Below are 18,753 nucleotides of genomic sequence, written 5' to 3'. Positions count from 1 at the left end.
GAAGCGGATACCAGTTCCCACACCGTCCCGGAGGGGCCACTCGTGACACGAAGCAGTGAATTACGACCTGTACCCGGCATCGAATCGGACGGCGGCACCGAGCTGATCGACTGGCTCCAGGAGATGCGAGAGCATTCTCCCGTCTGGCAGGACGGCATCGGAGTATGGCACGTCTTTCGTTATGAAGACGTAAGCCGCGTGATCACTGACTACTCGATCTTCTCCGCCGACTACAGCAAGGCCTACGCGGAGAACCAGCAATTCCGACCGGGGAACATCACGATGGTCGATCCCCCGTACCACCGGAAGCTTCGCGGCCTGGTCAGTCAGGCCTTCGGCGCCAGGGCGATCAACGCGCTGGAGGGTCGAATTCATCGAATATGCCATGACCTGCTCGACGCGATGGACGGCGCCGAGGAGATCGACATCGTGCAGGACTTCTCGTATCCGCTGCCGGTGATCGTGATCGCCGAACTGCTCGGAGTCCCGCCCGCCGACCGAGTGCTGTTCCAGCAGTGGGCCGACAGCATCCTGCTCGCCGATCACTCCGACATGGGCGATGAGGCCTTCATCACCTCCTTCGGCGACTCGGTTCGCAACACCGGGGACTACATGCTCCGTCACTGTGAGTCACGCAGACGGGACCCGCAGGACGATCTGATGAGCAGGCTGGTCCAGGCCGAGGTCGACGGCGAACGACTCGACGATCAGGAGATCGCCACCTTCGCCGGGCTGCTGCTGATGACCGGGCACGTGACGACCACGATCCTGCTGGGCAACGCACTGCTGTGTCTCCGGGACGAGCCGAGCGCCGAAGCCGAACTGCGGGCGGATCGGTCGCTGATCCCGACGGCGGTCGAAGAGGTGCTGCGGTACCGCGCGCCCTTCATGCAGACCAAGCGAGTGGCCGTGGAGGACACCGAGATCGCGGGCGTCCGAGTGCCGAAGAACGAGCTCATCATGCCCTGGCTGCTGTCGGCGAACCTGGACGAGCGGCAGTTCGCCGAGGCGGATCGGTTCGACATCCGACGTGATCCGAACCCGCACCTGGGGCTGGGCCGAGGCATCCACTTCTGTCTGGGGGCGCCGCTGGCACGACTGGAGGGCCGAGTGGCGATGAACGTCCTGTTCGATCGCCTTCGCGGCATGCGGGTGACCGCGACGCCTCCGTTCGATCCCTACGGCTGGGGGCTGTACGGCGTTCGGAATCTGGCCACGTCGATCGCCTGGGCCTGACGCCCGGCACACGTCGCGATCAACGAGAGGGCACCGGCGGACTCGCGCCGCCGGTGCCTCCGCGCGCGCGGGCCACCTGTGCGGACGCCTGCCGCGGACGTCGGGTTCGCACGACGGCGGAACGCATCCCGACGCCGCGGCTGAAGCCGAGACACGCCGCCTCCGGTCGCCGCCGAGTCGCTCCGCGCCCTCGCACGCCGGCCCGACACGGGGAATTCGTCCTGCGTTCAACGAAGATCGGAACAATTGGTTGCACATTCACCGAAAATTCCCCACTCGAAGGTCACACGAGAATGGGCGGTGTCCACCGTTCACTCGATCGTGCAGCCATGAACACCGGAGATCCAAACATTCATAAGGTACGACGGGCATATGACCACGCTCTCTTCGTCGCGAGGACCGCCATGCCCGCGCCGGTCCGCCGTCCCGGCCACGACCGAGAAATATGACGCTCAGTCGTTTTCTAGACTTGCTCTAGTCAGACTCCAGCGAGCCTCCAGCCGAGGCGACGAATGTCCCCACTGGTGGAAGCACAGAGCCTCAGGGGAAATCCGCCTGAATGAGCTGAGATCCATCGATACCGAGGTTGTGAGGGGACTTGTCAAGGCTGTAGCAACTCTTCTCGTCCTCCCGACGACATCGCAGCAAGCCGGAATGATCACCGCGCGCGGTACTCGTCGGTCCGGGCACGGGCTCGCCTGACAAGGTCGACCGGAAGGAGAGTGGTAGTAGTGCAGGTACATGTACTGGGACCCTTCGAGGTACTGCGGGACGGTCGGTTCGCCACGCCGTCGGCCCCCAAGCTCCGCCAAGTGCTCGCGTTGCTGGTCACCCACGCCAACAGCATCGTCCGCACCGACCAGATCATCGAGGAGCTGTGGGAGGACCATCCTCCTAAGAGCGTCACCACGACGCTGCAGACCTACGTCTACCAACTACGAAAACTTCTCCGTCTCAGCGGTTCCGGCGCTCCCGCCGTCCACCGCAACGAGCCCCTCGCCGAGGCCGTGCTGCTGACCTCGCCCAGCGGCTATCTCCTCGGACTCCCGCCGGACGCCATGGACTCGCACCGCTTCGAACAACTCGCCGAGCGCGGCAGGGCGGAGTTCGAGGCAGGCTCGCTGGCAGAGGCCGCCGACACCCTCGGCGCCGCGCTGAAGCTGTGGCGGGGACCGGCGCTGATCGACGTCAGTCCGGGCCCGGTGCTCCAGGCCGAGGTGGTCCGGCTCGACGAGATCCGCAAGAACGCCCTGGAACGGCGGATCGACAGCGCGCTCTCCCTGGGCAGACATCGGGAGCTGCTCGGCGAGCTGACCACCGCCGTGACCAGGGAGCCGACCCACGAGGGTTTCCAGGCCCGCCTGATGCTGGCGCTCTACCGCTCGGGCAGACGATCCGACGCGCTTCAGGTCTATCAGCGGGCCCGCAAGGTGCTCGCCGACGAACTCGGACTCGACCCCTCCTCCGAACTGCAGAAGCTGCATGCGGCGGTCCTGTCGGCCGATCCCGCGCTGGAGGCGCCGCGGATTCGCGAGACGGTCCGCGCGTCCCCGCAGATCGAGCCGCCCGCCGAACTGCCGTCGGACATGCCGGCCATCGTCGGCAGAGAGGCCTCGCTCACCACGGCACTGCAGGCCCTGACCTCTCCCGAGCGCAAGGCCCCGCCCGTGGTCGTCGGCGTCGGCGCGCCCGGCACGGGTAAGTCGGCCTTCTGCGTCCATGCCGCACACCTCGTGCGCTCCGACTACCCCGATGGCCAGCTCTACGCGCAGCTGCTCGACCCGAGGGGCGAGCCGGTCGACCTCTCCGAGGTCCTCGCGCACTTCCTTCGCGCACTGGGCGTGGCACCGACGTCGCTGCCTCGCTCGTTGGAGGAACGCAGTCAGATGTTCCGGGGTCGCACGGCGGGCAGACGGGTCCTGGTCGTGCTCGACGACCTCGTCAGCGCCGAACAGCTCCTCCGGCTCAAGCCCTCCGGCAGCGGGTGCGCGGTGCTCGCCGCCAGCAGGAGACGACTCTCCCATCCGATGATCACGACCACTCTGGAGATGACGCCGCTCAACGTCGGCGACTCGTTGCAGCTGCTCGGGTCGACGCTGGGCGCACATCGGATCGCGGGCGAGATCGACGCCGTGCACGAGCTGGTCGAGCTGTGCGAGGGGATGCCCCTGGCGCTGCACGCCTCGGCCAGCAGACTCCGACTGCGCCCGCACTGGTCGATCACGCGCCTGGTGGAGTGGGTGCGTCGTGAACAGCGGCGCGGTCCGGAACTGGCGGTCAAGGCGTTGGAGCTGTCTGCCAGCATCGAACAGACCTACCGACTCGCCTCGCCCGCCGTCCGGACCGCCTTCCGCCTCGTCTCGATCCTGCACGAACAGCCGGTCTCCCCGCAGGCAGCCGCGGCGGTGCTGCGCTGCACGGAGTTCTCGGCCGAATCACTGTTGGAGGAACTCGTCGAGTTCCGGCTGTGCGACGCGGAGCCCGCCGCCGAGGAGCCGGGAGGCTTTCGCTATCGCTTCCCCACTCACCTGCGCGCCGCAGCGGGCCTGCTCGAACTGGCGCCGGAACACGACGAGGTCTTCGTGCCCTCGGTCAGCGGCCCGCCAGCACAACGGGCAGCGAGCCCGCGGTGGGCCCCTCGTTCGGCCGCCAGCGAGGCGTGAGGTCTCCGGGGAGCTGCCCGTGTCCCTGCGGGCAGTCTCCGGCCTCTCCGCCGCGCTGATCGCAGCAGCCGGGCAGGTGCGGCGCGGCACCGGACCGACGCCGCACCGACACCTCCCACTGCTCGCGGGCGAACCAGCGATTGACCGGATGAAACTCGAAGCGCATCTCCTCCTCGCTGGTGCGCTCGGCGATGCGCAGCAGCCCGCGTCCCACCAGCTGTGCCAGGGTCGCCTCCGCCTGCTCCGGATCGCAGCCGAGCCGACGGGCCGCGTCGGGAGCGGTGAATCGCGCGGACAGCGTGGAGAGATCGCGGAAGGTCTGCCAGACGGCGACCGGGAGGCCTCGTGTCCCGCTGACGAGGCTGCGCCGTACGTCGATGCCGTCGAAGCGCAGCAGATCCAGCGGCCGGTCACTCTCGCCGAGGTGTCTGGCCATGCTGGAGATCGGCCATCCGACGGCCGCGCTGAGCCGGGCTCCGACGCAGCGCACGGCGAGCGGCAGGTGACCGCAGAGCTCGACGAGCCGCTGTGCCTCGACACGCTCCCGCTCCACGCGCTCCGCACCGATCATCCCGGCGAGCAGTTCGAGGCTCTCCCCGGCCGACAGGGGTTCCAGGGCGGTCACCCTGGCGCCGGGCAGACTCTGCACGCCGACCCTCGCGGTGATCAGGACGGCGCAGCGCGAGCCGCCGGGCAGCAGCGGTCGGATCTGCTCGACGCTCGCGGCGTCGTCGAGCACGACGAGCAGCCGCCGTTCGGCGCTCCAGGTGCGGAACAGCGTCGCCAGCTCGTCCAGTTCACCGGACAGCTGTTCGGCGGCGAAGCCCGCCGCACGCAGGAACCCGCGTAATACCGAGAGCGGGGTGCGCGGCGTGCCGGAACCGCCGAGGTCACAGAAGAGCTGTCCGTCGTGGAACCGATCCCGCAGCCGATGAGCCACCCGGACCGCGAAGGCCGTCTTGCCGATGCCCGGCATCCCGCTGACCGCCAGGACGCGGAGTCCCGGGCCGGTCGTCGCATCGGACTCGGCGGGGGCGATCCGGTGCAGCGCCTCCGTCAGTCTGTCCTCCCGGCCGACGAAGTCGGCGATGTCGTGTGGCAGCTGCGCGGGCGTGCCGATCTCGGTTCCCTCGGTCGGACGTCTGCCGAGCACCAGCCGGTCAGTCGGCGTCCCACCCTCCTCGGTCTCGCCCGCGAGCAGGTCGTTGTGGACGCGCTGCAACGCGGGCGACGGCTCGAGCCCCAGCTGGTCGATCACGTTCTGCCGGAAGCGCCGATAGACGTCCAGGGCCTCGTGCTGCCTGCCGGATCGGTTCAACGCGGTCATGAGCTGCCCGTGGAAGCCCTCGTCGAGCGAGCGGGCGACGGTGAGCTCCTTCAGTTCGCTGATCAGTTCACGATGCCTGCCCAGTCGGAGGTCCGCCTCGATCCGGGACTGCAGCGTGCGTAGTCGGCTCTCTTCGAGCCTGGTCAGGTGCGCGCTCAAGAGGGTGCCGACGTCGATGCCTCCGAGCGCGGGTCCACGCCACAGCGCGAGCGCGTCGCGAAGCCGCTCGGCGGCGACCTCCGCCTCTCCCACGTCCAGCGCGCTGCGGCCCTCCCGGGAGAGCCGCTCGAATCGATACTGGTCGACGCTCTCGACCGGAGTGGTGATCACATAGCCGAAGTAGCGTGTCCGGAGGCTGACCTGTGTCTCGTCGGCCAGTGCCGCGAACAGGAGCTTGCGCAGCTTGTAAATGTATGTCTGCAGTGTCGCCAATGCGCTCGACGGCGGCCGCTCCCCCCACAATTCATCCACCAGTTCGCTGGTGTGAACGAGGGTATTGTGCCGGGAGACCAGTAGTGCGAGAACCTGTCGGGTCTTGGGTGCCGTCGGGGTCAGATCTTGATCGTCAACGAGGACTTCCAGCGGACCGAGCGTGTTGAACCGTACAGCCATGCATCCTCCCCAGTCGTCGCCCGAACGGACCAAGGCACCCGGCGAAGGTGATCGACAAGGGACCGCCCTGTCGGCTGAGAAGACGAACAAAAGCCCACCGAGAGGTCACCATTCCAGGAATCCACTAATCCGACTCGGGCGGAGCCAGCCTACTCCATTGCGCCGTTTAGTCCCATGGCCCAGGAAAACGACGCCGAATACACCCAGAAGACCCAACGTCCTGCTCAGTTCACTGCTCAGCGTGATATTCACCAGGCTGGTCGACCGACAGTGCACCCACCCGGCGGAGCACCCCGACGCGCGCGAGGGGACGCCCTGTCAGGGCAGACCAGGTCGCGACGCGAGCGGCGGGGAAGCGCGCCGTCACGCACGGTCGCGCGCTACGCCGCCGGGGCCGTCAAGGCCCGGTGTCGCCGGGGATCCAACTCTCCGGCCGGCCACTGTCCGTGAGGATGCGTTGCCATCGGACGAGGCCGCTGGGCGCGTCCGGCTCCCAGGGCCAGGCGCCGTCCGGGCTGGCCGCGATCAATTGCACGGCCGGAAAGTCACCCTTGCGATAGATCAGGAGTGCATGTCCGAAGTACTCGGCGTAGTAACCCCTGGCCACTCGTTCGAAGGTGATCGGACAGTCCTGGATGAATCCGTCATAGCACTGCCCGATCCCGAAGGTCTCTCCGCCCAGCACGCGCTGGACGAACTGGTTCAACACAGCGTGTGCGACCTTCGGCGGCATGCCCACCGCCACCGCCTCCGGGCTGCCGCATCGCCGCCACAACCCGACGGTGAAGGCGAACGGTGGCCCGTTCCGGTCACCCCCGACATGTACGACCGCGGCACCGTGCTCCTCCGCGTCGGCCAGCAGTCGCCTGCGGGCCTCCTCGTCCCCAGGAAGCATCCGAGCAGCCCTTTCGAGTCGGCGGCGGGTGGATCAGGCCTCGACGGCCTGCATGACCTCATCGGACACGTCGATGTTGGAGAAGACGTTCTGCACGTCGTCGCAGTCCTCCAGCGCGTCGATCAGCCGGAAGACCTTCCGCGCCGTGTCGACGTCCAACTCCACCGTCCCGGAGGGCACGAAGTCGGCCTCCGCCGAGTCGTACTCGATGCCCGCCTCGCGCAGCGCCGAACGCACCGCCACCAGGTCGGCCGCCTCGGAGACGACCTCGAAGTTCTCCCCGTGGTCGTTGACCTCCTCGGCGCCGGACTCCAGCACCGCGCCGAGCACGTCGTCCTCGCTCAGCCCGTTCTTGGGCAGCAGCACGACGCCCTTACGGGAGAAGAGGTAGGAGACCGAGCCGGGGTCGGCCATCGAACCGCCGTTGCGTGTCATGGCCGTGCGAACCTCGGACGCGGCCCGGTTGCGGTTGTCGGTCAGACACTCGACCAGGATCGCGACTCCGTTGGGTCCGTAGCCCTCGTACATGATGGTCTGCCAGTCGGCACCACCCGCCTCCTCGCCACCGCCCCGCTTACGGGCCCGCTCGATGTTGTCCAGCGGGACGGAGTTCTTCCTCGCCTTCTGCATGGCGTCGTAGAGGGTGGGATTGCCGTCGGGATCACCGCCACCGGTTCTGGCCGCCACCTCGATGTTCTTGATCAGCTTGGCGAAGAGCTTGCCTCGCTTGGCATCGACGACGGCCTTCTTGTGCTTCGTGGTGGCCCATTTGGAGTGGCCGCTCATGTCTCCTCCATCGTCGACGTCCTCATCATCGCGCCGCGTCGCACGGGCGGACCCGATCGCACCCGTGCCTGCTGCGGCGACGCACTCGGCAGGGTGTGCTCACCGCTCGCGCACGGCGTGGACGAACATCTCGTGCACCCGCCGATCACCAGCCAGCAGCTCAGGATGGAACGCGGTCGCGATCACCGCCCCCTGCCGAACCGCGACGATCCTACCGGCGGCGGCCCCCGCCTCGGGCACCTCGGGCACGCGCGCCAGCACCTCGACGTCCGAACCGGCCGATTCCACCCAGGGCGCCCGGATGAACACCGCCCGCAGGGCGCCGCCCGGCAGGCCCGTGACGTCGAGGTCGGCCTCGAAGGAGTCGACCTGCCGCCCGAAGGCATTGCGTCGCACCACCATGTCGACGCCGCCGAGGCTGCGCTGGTCCGGCCTGCCGTCGAGCACCTCGCGAGCCAGCAGGATCATGCCCGCGCAGGAACCGAGCACCGGCAGCCCGTCGGCGATCCGCTCCCGCAGCGGCTCGAACAGCTCGAAGACCGACAACAGCCTGCTCATCGTGGTCGACTCCCCGCCGGGGAGGACGAGCCCGTCGACCTCGGCCAGTTCTTCGGCCCGGCGGACCGGCCGAGCGAGCACGTCCTGCTCGGCGAGGGCGAGCAGATGCTCTCGGACATCGCCCTGCAGGGCGAGCACACCGATGACGGGCGCGGCGGACACGAGCGACCTCCTGAGAAGCGGACGAGGGGACAGCGGGCCGAGGCACGGCCGAGTGCAGCCACCGCCTGCGATGCCGGAGTGTGGTGCGCTGCGCCGACCAGCCTAGTCAGGCGGCGCACCCGCCGATCCGCCCCTCGACCGCTCGACCCGTCGCGGTCGCCGAGACCGGTCTGCCCGCGAGCGGGCGGCGGCACGGACGGCAGGTCGGGCCTGCGGGACGACGTGGGCACGGCGGCGCACCAGAGCAGCCGGCACCAGAGCAGTCGACACCGGGGCGAGCGGCGGGCGCCGGGCCCTCCGCGACGACGGGATCAGGGCGGGCGCGAAACGACGTCGAGAGCCGGCGGGCTGGAGGACACCTGATCAGGGCACGCCGAGCAGGCGAAGCCCGGCGGCGGTGAGCGCCGCGGCGAGGACGATCACCACGAACGGCGCGCGCCGCCAGGCCAGCACCGCTCCGACGGCGACGCCCGCCGGGCGAGCCCAGCCGGCGAAGCCGCCCGCCTCGGTGAGGGCCGCGGTGAACAGCAGCGCCGTGAGCAGTGTGGTGGCGGCGGTGGCCAGCAGTCGCCCGGCCCGCTCCGACACCTCGATCCGGCCGCGCAGCAGCGGTCCGGCGACGCGCAGCAGATAGGTGCCCACCGCCAGGACGAGCACCGTCGTCATGGACATGGCGTCTCCTCATCGGCATCGGTACGACGTCTGCCTGCCTCGGCGACAGGCCGGGCCCGGCGGTCGCACCCGGTCTCGGAATTCGGCCGACCGCCCCGAGAGCCCGGCGGCGAGGCCGCGGTGTCCGCACCCGGCGTGCGGTGCGACTCCGCGCCGGGGCCGGCCTGCCCGGCCTGTGCCCGGGTGCCTGCCCCGGCCGCGGGTCCCGTCGTGCCTGCCTGGTCCGTCACGATCGGCGGCCCGACGGTCGCCGACTGCCCACCGCCTGCCGCCGAGGTGCCGTCCGGACCCGCTGGAGTGCTCGCGGGCACCGCCGCCACCTCGCTGGGATTCGGCATCGATCCCGACGGCGGGTCCGCCTGGACCGGCTCACATTCGCCTTCCGCCCGCCTGGCCCACCGCGGCAGCGGAAGGGCGAACACGACGCCGACGAGGGCCAGCAGGACGGGCATCCCGGCAGGCAGCACGGGTGTCGCTGCGACGGCCACCAGCGCGCCGACCAGTGCGGCCCGGCGCGTCGCCGCCACCCGCAGCGAGGGCAGGACCAGCGCGACCAGCGCGGCGGGGAACGCGGCGTCGACGCCGTAGACGGAGGTGTCGCCGAGCGCCTCTCCCGCCATCGCGCCGAGCACCACCGCCGGATTCCAGGTGAGGAAGGCCGCCACGCCGGACACCCAGAAGGCCGCCCTGGCGCGCTCGGGATCGCGTTGAGCCATCGCGAAGGCGACCGACTCGTCGATCAGGATGTGACTGCCCACGAGCTTGGCGAGCAGACCGCGCCCCATGGTGTCGCCTAAGGCGAGCCCGAAGGGGAGGTGTCGCAGATTGAGCAGCAGGCCCGCCACGACGGCGGCCACCGCGCCGCCGCCCGCCGCGAGCACCCCGACCACCATGAACTGGGCGCCGCCTGCGAAGACGACGAGCGACATGACGAGAGCGGCCCACATCGACAGTCCCGCCGCGACGGCCACCGCGCCGAACGAGGCACCGACCACGGCGATCGCGGCGGCCAAGGCGCCCACGTCCCGCAGGAGCGCCCTGTCTATCGTTCGCCATATCGAACTCATCGACTCACATCCTGAACAAGCATCGTTCGTTCGTCAAGAAGAACGAATGTTCACTGGAGCGATCATGACTGAGAACGAGCAGCCCGGCGCACCCCTCGCCGTCATCGCCACGGCGCTACGCCGCGAACGCAGCCGGGCGGGACTGTCGCTGAGCGAGGTGGCCCGTCGCGCCGGGGTCGCCAAGTCGACCCTGTCGCAGCTGGAGGCGGGCAACGGCAACCCCAGCGTGGAGACGCTCTGGGCACTGGGCGTGGCACTGGGCGTGCCCTTCAGCAGACTGGTGGACCCGCCGGACCGCCCGGTGCAGGTCGTCCGCGCCGACGAGGGGCTCAGCGTGCGATCCGAACAGGCCGACTTCGACGCCCGGCTGCTGTCGGCCTGCCCGCCCGGGGCCCGGCGTGACGTCTTCACCGTCGTCCTCCAGCCCGGCGCCACCCGCGAGGCCGACGCCCACCTGCCCGGCACGGTCGAGCACCTCGTCGTCGCGCACGGCTCACTGCGCGCGGGACCACTGGACCGGGTCGTCGAGCTGAGCGAGGGCGACTACCTGAGCTTCCCCGGCGACGTCCCCCACCGGTACGAGGCGACGGCGCCGGACACGCGGATCGTCCTGGTGATGGAGCACGTCTAGACGGTCATGATCACCCGATTGGTCAAGAAAGAGGCAGTTCATGCAAAGGAGCGCCACTTCTCAGTATCCTGCATACATGGGTAAGACAGTGCAGATCAGAGACCTCGATGACGAGGCCTACACGGTGATGCGTACCCGGGCGGCACGCGAGCATCTGTCGTTGAGCGCATACCTGCGGAGACAGATCGAATCACAGGCGAACAGCCTCACGATGGAGGAGCTGCTGGCGCGGGCGGATCGACGGCGAGCACACGGGATGGGGACGACCCCGGAGCAGATCACCGACGGGGTGCGCGCGGCCCGTCACGACTAACCAGGTCCTTACCTTCCCTCACCGACCCCAGAGCAGTCAGGACGCCACAAACGTGATCGAATCGGTCGTGGACTCGTCGGCCATTCTCGAACTGTTCACCGCAGCGCAGCCCTCTCGTGGCCTGAGAACCAGATTCCTGGCCAGTGGGAACGCCGCACCGGCTCTGCTCGACGCCGAGGTCGCTCACGTACTGCGCCGCATGGCCCGACGTGGAGAGTTGTCCGAACAGGACGCACACGACACCCTGATGGACATCCGAGACTCCCCGATCAGCCGTTCACCTCATCAACCCCTCGTGCCGAGAGTGTGGGAGCTGCGCGGCTCGGTCACGGCCTACGACGCGATGTACATCGCCCTCGCGGAGGCCCTTGACGTCCCCCTGCTGACCTGCGATGCAAAGCTGGCCGGGAGCAACGGTCACAACGCGAAGATCGAGCTGTTCGCGCAGGACTGAGCCTTCCAGGTCTCACACCGGAGCCGCGCTCCTGCCACGGCCCGGCACCGCGCCCCGGCGGTGCCGAGCCGACGTCGGTCAGCGCCCGCGACTCACCAGCCCCGGCCCGCGTAACGCTGGCTCGCAGGCAGGTCGTCGACGTTGAGCCCCACCATCGCCTCGCCGAGCCCGCGCGACACCTTCACGATCACGTCCGGGTCGTCGTAGAAGGTGGTCGCCTTCACGATGGCCTCGGCCCGCTTGACCGGGTCGCCGGACTTGAAGATGCCCGACCCCACGAAGACGCCCTCCGCGCCGAGCTGCATCATCATCGCCGCGTCGGCGGGCGTCGCGATGCCGCCCGCGGTGAAGAGCACCACGGGCAGGCTGCCCGCCTCGGCGATCTCCCGGACGAGCTCGTAGGGGGCGCGCAGCTCCTTCGCCGCGACGAACAGCTCCTCGTCGTCGAGCACGGTCAGCCTGCGCAGGTCGGCCCGGATCTGCCGCATGTGCCGGGTGGCCTCGACGACGTTGCCGGTGCCCGCCTCGCCCTTCGATCGGATCATGGCCGCCCCCTCGGAGATGCGGCGCAACGCCTCCCCGAGGTTGGTGGCGCCGCACACGAAGGGAACGGTGAAGTTCCACTTGTCGATGTGGTGGGCCTCGTCGGCGGGGGTCAGCACCTCGGACTCGTCGACGTAGTCCACGCCGATGGCCTGCAGGAGCTGCGCCTCGGCGAAGTGACCGATCCTGGCCTTGGCCATGACGGGGATCGACACGGCGTCGATGATGCCGTCGATCATGTCGGGGTCGGACATCCGCGCGACGCCGCCCTCCACCCGGATGTCGGCGGGGACCCGTTCCAGCGCCATCACCGCGACGGCGCCCGCGTCCTCGGCGATCTTCGCCTGCTCGGGGGTGACGACGTCCATGATGACGCCGCCCTTGAGCATTTCGGCCATGCCGCGCTTGACCCGCGCGGTGCCGGTCACCGGGGTCACGGCGGGCTGCTCGGAGTCGGAGGGGGTGAGGTCGACCGAGGTCACAGCGTGCGCCTTTCACAGAACGTCGAGTAGTGAATCACCCGTTCGTACGAGTGCGGTCCCGCTAGTCTACGACTGACGTGGACCGGCGCCCCAGGCCAATCGACCTCGATCTGACCAGTCCACTTCCCGTTGGGCGTGACTCGTGATCAAGACCTCTCCTACGTCGCATATCGTGCCGTCACGACAACGGAGGTTCGATGCGCATCCTGGTCGACGGGCTCGACATGACCGGCAAGTCCACTCTCACCGAGGTCGTGGTGAGAATGCTCGCCGCCCGTGGGGTCCCCGCCCGACGTCACCGCGGACTGATCAGCATCGGCACGCTGCTGGAGCCGCTGCGCCGACCGCTGCGGCCCTTCCGGCTGCCCCGCCGCACTCTGGCGAGCACCACGTTCCTGCTGGCCGGTTACGCGCTGGACGCGCTGCTCACCAGGGTGCTGCCGTATCGGCATCCCGAGGTGGTGCTCGTGCAGGACGGCTATGTGGACCGCTGTGTGGCCTCGGGCATCGCCGCAGGCCCCTACCGGCCCGCCCGCTGGGCGCTGCGCAGCGCCGCCTGGTTCGTGCCCTTCGACCTGGCGGTCTATCTGCATGCCCCGCCCGCCGAGCGCGCCGCCCGGCTCGCCGAACGCTCGGATGCCGACGCCAACGATCGACACTCGGTCGCCGACGCCGCGTTCGCGGCCGAGTTCACCCGCGTGCTGATCGAGGGCATGGGCGCCCGGCACACCCGGCTGCTGGTGTTCGACACCACCCGGCAGAGCGTGGACGAGGCCGCCCGGATCATCGTCGACACCCTGCTCAGCAGGCCCGCGCGCTCTCGGAGGCCGCGGCGGGGCGTGGCGGGGCGGAGCGGGCGCGCGACCGGGCGCGCTCGTCGTTCCGGCCGCGCCCGACCCGGGTCGCGGGGTGGGCCCGCCCGGCGCGGTGAGCGGGAGACCCCGGCCGCGGACTAGGCCGTCGGGTCGGCGTGGCGGTACCGGCGTGAGCGTTCGTCGCCGCACGGCGCCTGCCGACCGGCGCCCCCGGCGTCCGGCGTGCACGCCCCTCGGCGCCGCCCCGGCGGCTCGGTGCCCGGGCTCCGCGACGCGAGCCCCGAATCGAGGCCTCCCCGCGGTGGGGAGGCGCCGGGAGGCAGGCGCGCGCCGGCCACACTCGAAGGGCCTTCCCCGCCTGGGAGAACGGCGGGCAGGCTGCGCCGTCTCGGCCAGCGGCTTCGACCGGATGCACCGCCCAGGTGGGTCCGCCGAGCGGATGTTCTCCCGTCGGCTGGTTAATTACCGTCGACAGTCGGGAGCATCACGTAAGGAGATCACCGTGACGAGACGACGCAAGGGCGCGTTGGTCGGGGTACTTGCCGGAGTCGTCGGCCTGCTCGCGGCGTTGCTGCCCGCGAGCAGCGCGCTGGCGCACGGCGGGATGTCCTCGCCGGGCACCCGCACGTACTTCTGTTTCCAGGAGGGGCCGGAGAACCCGCAGTCGGAGGCCTGCGCGGACGCGATCGCCCAGGGCGGCACCCAACCGCTGTACGACTGGTTCGCCATTCTCATCAGCGACGCCGCGGGCAGACATCAGGAACTCATCCCCGACGGGCAGCTCTGCGGCGCGGGCACCGACAAGTACGCCGCCTACGACGTTCCCCGCGACTGGCAGACCACGACCCTGCCGACCAGCGGCGAATGGACCTTCGAGTACGTGGCCTGGGCACCGCACCCCGGCGACTTCGACCTGTACGTGACCAAGGACGGCTTCGATCCCGACCAGCCGCTGAAGTGGTCGGACCTCGAACCGGAGCCGTTCTCCACCGTGACCGACCCGCCGATCGTGGACGGCTCGTACCAGTGGACGGCCGAACTGCCGGAGGGCAAGTCCGGGCAGCACATCATCTACTCGATCTGGCAGCGCTCCGACAGCCCGGAGGCCTTCTACAACTGCTCCGACGTCGTCTTCGGCGGCTGAACCGCCGTCACCCTCCGACGCACCCGACGGAGGTCGAAGCGGGAGGACGGACGAGGCCCCGGTCACCGGAGCTCTTCTCGCGGCTGGACGGCGGCGGTCCGGCCCGCCTGCACGCGGCCGGGTGGGCGGCGGACGAGCAGGCACGCGGGTGCGCGGCATCAACGGATGCCGCGCACCCGGCCGTCCCATCGGCCGACGATCACGTCCGGCAGGAACTCTGCGAGCTGCACCGGATAGACGGTGGCCTCGGTCTCCCTCAGCTCGGCGGCCGTCCACCACCGATGGCCGCGTACCGTGCGCCGCTCCAGGTCGGTGAAGCCGGAGACGTCGACGTCCTCGGCGTCGGTCCTGGCGACGAAGAACCACTCCTCACTGTCGAAGACCTGCCCGTCGAAGCCGAAGACGGCGCGCCGGAGCCACACCGGCCCCACCAGGTCGGACTCCGCCAGTGCCAGCCCGGTCTCCTCGGCCACCTCGCGGATCGCGGCCGCCCGCAGCTCCTCGCCCGACTCGACTCCCCCGCCCGCGGTGCACCAGAAGGTCTCCTGCGGCCTGCCGGGGTCGAGGGACTCGAACAGCAGCAGCCTGTCCGCGGCGTCCAACAGCAGCACGCGCGCCGAGGGGCGATAGATCACCGGGGTCGCGGGCTCCGGCTCGCCCGCCCGCTCGACGATCTCGAAGTACGTCGGCGGCGGCGCCCCGCCCGCCAGCCGCAGCCACCGCACCGGACGCCGGGACCGCAGGGCGAGGGTGTCCCGGACCGCGTCGTTGTAGACCCGACGGGCCAGCATCACCCGCTCCTCGGCCTCGGTCAGCTCGGCGGCCAGCGGCACGGGCAGCCGGGAGCGGTCCAGTTCGCCCAGCATCCTGCCCAGCAGGTTCTCGCTGTGCTCCCGACCGGGCCTCGGCGTCAGTTCGGCGTCCAGCGCCGCGGCCCGCAGGCGTTCGGCGTCCAGCGGCGAGACCCTCGGCGGCTCCGCGCCCGGTGCGGACACGTCTCGCTGCCCGGGGTCGGCACCCGACGCGCCCGGCGGTCGGTCGGCCGGGGCCGGGCCGCGCGGCGGCTCCGCCACGGCCGCCACCGGGCCGACGGCCGCCACCGCGCGCGTCACCACGGCCCTCCGCGCCAGAGCCGACTCCAAAGCCGCCCAGCCCGCGTCGGTCCGGACGTGCAACCGATTGAGCCGGTTGGCGATGAGGACGGACCAGCCGCCGACGAGCAGCAGCAGGGTGAGCAGGATCAGGACGACGACCAACAGCGTGGTGAGACTCATTCGACATCGCCGCCGTCCGCCTCGGCGACCCGGCGAGGATCGGCCGCCATCGCCGTCTCGTACACCCGCAGCACCTGTCGGGCCACCACCGGCCAGTCGAAGTTCTCGACGAAGCGGCGCCCGACGGCGGCGAACTCGGCACGACGCGAGTCGTCGTCCAGCAGATCGGCCAGCCGCAGTGCCAGCGCCTCGGCGTCCCCGACGGGGCTCAGGACACCCGCCCTGCCGTCGTCGAGCACTCGCCGGAAGGCGTCGAGGTCGCTGGCCAGCACGGCGGTGCCCGCCGCCATCGCCTCGGCCAGGATGATGCCGAAGCTCTCGCCGCCGGTGTTGGGCGCACAGTAGACGTCCACACTGCGCAGCGCCCGTGCCTTGTCCACGTCGTCCACCTGGCCGAGCAGATCCAGTCGCTCGGCCAGCGCCGAGCCCGCCCGCGCGCGCAGCTCGTCGGCGTCTCCCCGGCCGACGACCAGCAGCCGAAGGTCAGGTCGGCGTTCGACGAGCAGCCGCATCGCGTCGAGCAGCACCGGCATGCCCTTGCGGGGCTCGTCGAACCGGCCGACGAAGCCGACGGTGCCGCCCGTCCTCGGATAGCCGTCGAGCCGCTCGGCGCCCGCGAAGAAGTCGACGTTCACGCCGTTGGGGATGAGGACCGCGTCACCGCCGAGATGCTCGACCTGCACCCGCCTGGCCAGCGCGGACACCGCGATCCGCGCGGTGATCTTCTCCAGGAACGGCTGTAGGACCGAGTGGAAGGCCGCGAGGGTGCGGGACCGCTGAGTGGAGGTGTGGAAGGTCGCCACGATCGGGCCGTCCGCCACCATCAGGGCCAGCAGAGACAGACTGGGCGCGACCGGCTCGTGCAGATGCAGCACGTCGAACTGGTGATCGCGCACCCATCGGCGTGCCCTGGCGAAGGAGACGGGTCCGAAGGAGAGCCGGGCGACCGACCCGTTGTACGGGATGCCCAGTGCCCGACCCGCGGGCGTGACGAAGCTCGGCAGGTCGCCGTCCTCGTCCGCCGCGGCGAGCACGTTCACCCGGTGCCCCAGCCCGATGAGGGTGTGGGCGAGGTCCATGACATGGGCCTGGACCCCGCCGGGGACCTCCAGGCTGTAGGGACAGACCAGTCCGACCCTCACGACGGAGGCTCCGCGCGCCCCGACTCGCGCTCCGACCGGCCGTCGGCCGCGGACGCCTGCACCGCGGGCGATGCGGACGGCGCGTCGGAACCCTCCGCGGCAGCCGATCGGCGGGCGCGGCCCGTCCCCGGCGCGGCGCCCTCGGCGGCGGAGTCCTGCCCTGCGACGGCCTGCCCCGTGTCCTCCCCCGCGGCGAGCCCACTCCCGGCCTGTCCGCTCACGGCGTCCCACTCTTCGATGTCGTCGTCCGGGGCGGCCCCGCTCGTGACGTCGTCGGCCTGAGTGGCGGCGTTCTCCCCCTCGACACGCGGGGCACCCGCGGCTTCGTTCCCGTCGCCTGCGAGGAGCGCCCGGCGACGCGCCGAGAGGTCCGCGAGCCAGAGCGGCTGCAGCATGTGCCAGTCCTCGGGCCGACCCGCGATGTCGGCGGCGAAGGCGTCCGCGACGAGCTGGGTGGCGGCCTTGATCTCGGCCGGGCTCGAGCCCGACACCGGGACCGCCTCGTGCAGCCGGATCGACCAGCCGTCCTCGGTGAACTCGCAGGCGGCGGGCACCAGCGCCGCCCCGGTCGCGGCCGCGAGCCGAGCCGGGCCGCTCGCCATCCGCGTGGTCTCGCCGAAGAACTCCACCTCCACGCCCCGCCTGCTCAGATCGCGGTCGGCGATCAGACACAGCAGACGGTTCTCCCGCAGACGGGCCAGCAGCGTCGACATCATCCGTCTGCCCCCGTCGTGCGGCAGGATCTCGAAGCCCATCGACTCGCGATACGCGACGAACCGCCGATACAGCGGCTCGGGGCGCAGCCGCTCGACGACCGAGGTGAATCCGCCGTAGCGACTCACCGCCCACACTCCCGCGATGTCCCAGTTGCCGCTGTGCGGCAGGACCGCGATCGCACCCCGCCCCCGCGCCAAGGCCGCGTCGAGGTGCTCCCGGCCCTCGACCCCCGCGTCGACCCGCACGCTGACGGCCCGCAGGTCCATCGCGGGCAGACGGAAGGCCTCCCGCCAGTAACGCAGATAGGAGCGCATCGACCGCCGTACGAGGTCGTCCAGCTGCGGCTCGCTCAATGTCGGCGCCACCCGACGCAGGTTCCGGCGGAGCTGCTCGACGCCACGCCCGCCCCGCCGCACCGTCAGATCGGCGCCTGCCTGGAACAGTAGGCGCGCCGCTCGTTCCGGCAGCAGTCTGACCAGTCGCCACCCCGCCGTGTAGGCGCCGTCGACGAGGCGGTCCCGCACCGAGAGCGCCGGGGACACGGCGGGTTCGCCCGTCCCGCCGCTCATGCCGCCTGCTCCGAGGCGGAGCGGTGGACGGCGAGCAGCCGCTGTACCACCGTGATCACCGAGAGCACCGCGAGCAGCCAGAGACTCGCCTGCAGGATGTACGGCACACCGAGACCGTGCACGCCGACGCCCACCAGCCCGATGATCAGCCGCTCGGCCCGTTCGACCAGCCCGCCGTCGGCGGACAGCCCGGAGGCCTCGGCCCTGGCCTTGATGTAGGAGATCACCTGGCCGCAGCCCAGCGAGACCAGGGCGGCGATGCCGGTCACGCGGTCGTCGGCACCGACGAAGCACCAGTAGGCGATGGCGCCGAACAGCGCCGCGTCCGCCAGCCGGTCACAGCACGAGTCGAGTACGGCGCCGAACACGGTGCTGCCGCCGCTCACCCGCGCCATCGCGCCGTCGAGCAGGTCGAAGAGCACGAAGACCGTGACCACCGCGGCGCCGACGAAGAGGTCGCCCCTGGGCAGGAACCACAGCGCCGCGCCGATCGTGCCCGCGGTGCCCAGCACCGTCATGGTGTTCGGCGAGAGTCCGCGGCGCACCAGCCAGCCGCCCACGGGGTCGGTGATGCGGGCGACGGAGGCACGCGCGAAGATGTTGAGCATGGGACTGGTCGACTCAGGCCTTCCCTCGACGGCGTGAACCCGGGCGGGCCATGCCCACGGACATGTCAGGTACCGGAAAGCAG

At 70.6% G+C, this 18,753-nt stretch carries 17 protein-coding genes and 1 pseudogene; 7 read left to right on the top strand and 11 right to left on the bottom strand.

Annotated elements, in window-relative coordinates:
* The first annotated feature begins 42 nt into the window (after positions 1–42).
* Positions 43–1,236 carry a cytochrome P450 gene (locus AHOG_RS10205; protein ID WP_157736748.1) on the top strand — a complete coding sequence of 398 codons (1,194 nt, stop codon included), beginning with the start codon at positions 43–45 and terminating at the stop codon, positions 1,234–1,236.
* Positions 1,237–1,967: 731 nt separating this feature from the next.
* The gene (locus AHOG_RS10200; protein WP_157736747.1) at positions 1,968–3,899 is read left to right on the top strand and encodes an AfsR/SARP family transcriptional regulator; all 1,932 of its coding nucleotides are present in this window, start codon (positions 1,968–1,970) and stop codon (positions 3,897–3,899) included.
* Here the strand turns inward: AHOG_RS10200 and AHOG_RS10195 are convergent.
* The 6 genes from AHOG_RS10195 to AHOG_RS10170 form a co-directional block, all read right to left on the bottom strand.
* Entirely contained in the window at positions 3,829–5,838 is a 2,010-nt protein-coding gene (locus tag AHOG_RS10195) for an AfsR/SARP family transcriptional regulator (protein ID WP_093941145.1), read from the bottom strand. The two genes, AHOG_RS10200 and AHOG_RS10195, sit on opposite strands and share 71 nt — an antisense overlap.
* A 397-nt stretch (positions 5,839–6,235) precedes the next feature.
* Positions 6,236–6,733, bottom strand: coding sequence for a DUF4262 domain-containing protein (locus AHOG_RS10190; RefSeq protein WP_093941144.1), 498 nt, complete (start codon positions 6,731–6,733; stop codon positions 6,236–6,238).
* A 33-nt stretch (positions 6,734–6,766) separates the two neighbouring features.
* Positions 6,767–7,519 carry a YebC/PmpR family DNA-binding transcriptional regulator gene (locus AHOG_RS10185; protein ID WP_093941143.1) on the bottom strand — a complete coding sequence of 251 codons (753 nt, stop codon included), beginning with the start codon at positions 7,517–7,519 and terminating at the stop codon, positions 6,767–6,769.
* A gap of 99 nt (positions 7,520–7,618) precedes the next feature.
* Positions 7,619–8,239 (bottom strand): pyridoxal 5'-phosphate synthase glutaminase subunit PdxT, encoded by a 621-nt coding sequence (gene pdxT / locus AHOG_RS10180; RefSeq protein WP_093941142.1) that lies wholly within the window; start codon positions 8,237–8,239, stop codon positions 7,619–7,621.
* Between the two features lie 363 nt (positions 8,240–8,602).
* Positions 8,603–8,911 carry an AzlD domain-containing protein gene (locus tag AHOG_RS10175; protein ID WP_093941141.1) on the bottom strand — a complete coding sequence of 103 codons (309 nt, stop codon included), beginning with the start codon at positions 8,909–8,911 and terminating at the stop codon, positions 8,603–8,605.
* Positions 8,902–9,978: an AzlC family ABC transporter permease gene (locus tag AHOG_RS10170; RefSeq protein ID WP_093941140.1), complete on the bottom strand. Its 1,077-nt coding sequence runs from the start codon at positions 9,976–9,978 to the stop codon at positions 8,902–8,904. Before AHOG_RS10170 ends, AHOG_RS10175 begins: the two co-directional genes overlap by 10 nt.
* 64 nt (positions 9,979–10,042) lie before the next feature.
* On the opposite strand from AHOG_RS10170, the gene AHOG_RS10165 reads away from it, so the two are divergent.
* The 3 genes from AHOG_RS10165 (at position 10,043) to AHOG_RS10155 (ending at position 11,376) form a co-directional block, all read left to right on the top strand.
* Positions 10,043–10,609 (top strand): helix-turn-helix domain-containing protein, encoded by a 567-nt coding sequence (locus AHOG_RS10165; RefSeq protein ID WP_093941139.1) that lies wholly within the window; start codon positions 10,043–10,045, stop codon positions 10,607–10,609.
* A 76-nt stretch (positions 10,610–10,685) separates the two neighbouring features.
* Entirely contained in the window at positions 10,686–10,922 is a 237-nt protein-coding gene (locus AHOG_RS10160) for a FitA-like ribbon-helix-helix domain-containing protein (protein WP_093941138.1), read from the top strand.
* A 52-nt stretch (positions 10,923–10,974) separates the two neighbouring features.
* The gene (locus AHOG_RS10155) at positions 10,975–11,376 is read left to right on the top strand and encodes a type II toxin-antitoxin system VapC family toxin (protein ID WP_211290566.1); all 402 of its coding nucleotides are present in this window, start codon (positions 10,975–10,977) and stop codon (positions 11,374–11,376) included.
* A gap of 92 nt (positions 11,377–11,468) precedes the next feature.
* Here AHOG_RS10155 and pdxS read toward each other — a convergent pair whose 3' ends face one another.
* Complete coding sequence (gene pdxS, locus AHOG_RS10150) at positions 11,469–12,401, bottom strand: pyridoxal 5'-phosphate synthase lyase subunit PdxS (RefSeq protein ID WP_281258085.1); 933 nt, start codon at positions 12,399–12,401, stop codon at positions 11,469–11,471.
* A 197-nt stretch (positions 12,402–12,598) separates the two neighbouring features.
* Here pdxS and AHOG_RS10145 point away from each other — a divergent pair, with 197 nt between their 5' ends.
* Complete coding sequence (locus AHOG_RS10145) at positions 12,599–13,357, top strand: nucleoside/nucleotide kinase family protein (protein WP_093941137.1); 759 nt, start codon at positions 12,599–12,601, stop codon at positions 13,355–13,357.
* Between the two features lie 361 nt (positions 13,358–13,718).
* Complete coding sequence (locus AHOG_RS10140) at positions 13,719–14,360, top strand: lytic polysaccharide monooxygenase auxiliary activity family 9 protein (protein WP_245856678.1); 642 nt, start codon at positions 13,719–13,721, stop codon at positions 14,358–14,360.
* 158 nt (positions 14,361–14,518) lie between these two features.
* On the opposite strand, the gene AHOG_RS10135 is transcribed toward AHOG_RS10140, so the two are convergent.
* From AHOG_RS10135 to pgsA, 4 genes and pseudogenes are all read right to left on the bottom strand, one after another.
* Positions 14,519–15,634, bottom strand: coding sequence for an NUDIX hydrolase (locus AHOG_RS10135; RefSeq protein ID WP_093941135.1), 1,116 nt, complete (start codon positions 15,632–15,634; stop codon positions 14,519–14,521).
* The gene (locus AHOG_RS10130) at positions 15,631–16,776 is read right to left on the bottom strand and encodes a glycosyltransferase family 4 protein (protein ID WP_093941134.1); all 1,146 of its coding nucleotides are present in this window, start codon (positions 16,774–16,776) and stop codon (positions 15,631–15,633) included. The genes AHOG_RS10135 and AHOG_RS10130 overlap by 4 nt, the downstream gene beginning before the upstream one ends.
* Before the next feature lie 341 nt (positions 16,777–17,117).
* Positions 17,118–18,062: pseudogene (locus tag AHOG_RS10125) on the bottom strand (phosphatidylinositol mannoside acyltransferase); the annotation flags it as partial.
* Positions 18,059–18,670, bottom strand: coding sequence for a phosphatidylinositol phosphate synthase (gene pgsA, locus AHOG_RS10120; protein WP_093941132.1), 612 nt, complete (start codon positions 18,668–18,670; stop codon positions 18,059–18,061). The pseudogene AHOG_RS10125 and the gene pgsA, both read right to left, overlap by 4 nt.
* Between the last annotated feature and the right edge of the window lie 83 nt (positions 18,671–18,753).

It is taken from the genome of Actinoalloteichus hoggarensis (assembly GCF_002234535.1).
Taxonomy (GTDB): domain Bacteria; phylum Actinomycetota; class Actinomycetes; order Mycobacteriales; family Pseudonocardiaceae; genus Actinoalloteichus_A; species Actinoalloteichus_A hoggarensis.
This window is presented reverse-complemented; position numbering and strand designations above follow the sequence as displayed.

What these genes read in the sequence shown, in the direction of transcription:
- AHOG_RS10175 (WP_093941141.1), bottom strand. Translation starts at nt 8,911, where the DNA reads ATGTCCATGACGACGGTGCTCGTCCTGGCGGTGGGCACCTATCTGCTG.
- AHOG_RS10185 (WP_093941143.1), bottom strand. Translation starts at nt 7,519, where the DNA reads ATGAGCGGCCACTCCAAATGGGCCACCACGAAGCACAAGAAGGCCGTC.
- AHOG_RS10170 (WP_093941140.1), bottom strand. Translation starts at nt 9,978, where the DNA reads ATGAGTTCGATATGGCGAACGATAGACAGGGCGCTCCTGCGGGACGTG.
- AHOG_RS10190 (WP_093941144.1), bottom strand. Translation starts at nt 6,733, where the DNA reads ATGCTTCCTGGGGACGAGGAGGCCCGCAGGCGACTGCTGGCCGACGCG.
- pgsA (WP_093941132.1), bottom strand. Translation starts at nt 18,670, where the DNA reads ATGCTCAACATCTTCGCGCGTGCCTCCGTCGCCCGCATCACCGACCCC.
- AHOG_RS10145 (WP_093941137.1), top strand. Translation starts at nt 12,599, where the DNA reads ATGCGCATCCTGGTCGACGGGCTCGACATGACCGGCAAGTCCACTCTC.
- AHOG_RS10135 (WP_093941135.1), bottom strand. Translation starts at nt 15,634, where the DNA reads ATGAGTCTCACCACGCTGTTGGTCGTCGTCCTGATCCTGCTCACCCTG.
- AHOG_RS10160 (WP_093941138.1), top strand. Translation starts at nt 10,686, where the DNA reads ATGGGTAAGACAGTGCAGATCAGAGACCTCGATGACGAGGCCTACACG.
- AHOG_RS10165 (WP_093941139.1), top strand. Translation starts at nt 10,043, where the DNA reads ATGACTGAGAACGAGCAGCCCGGCGCACCCCTCGCCGTCATCGCCACG.
- AHOG_RS10195 (WP_093941145.1), bottom strand. Translation starts at nt 5,838, where the DNA reads ATGGCTGTACGGTTCAACACGCTCGGTCCGCTGGAAGTCCTCGTTGAC.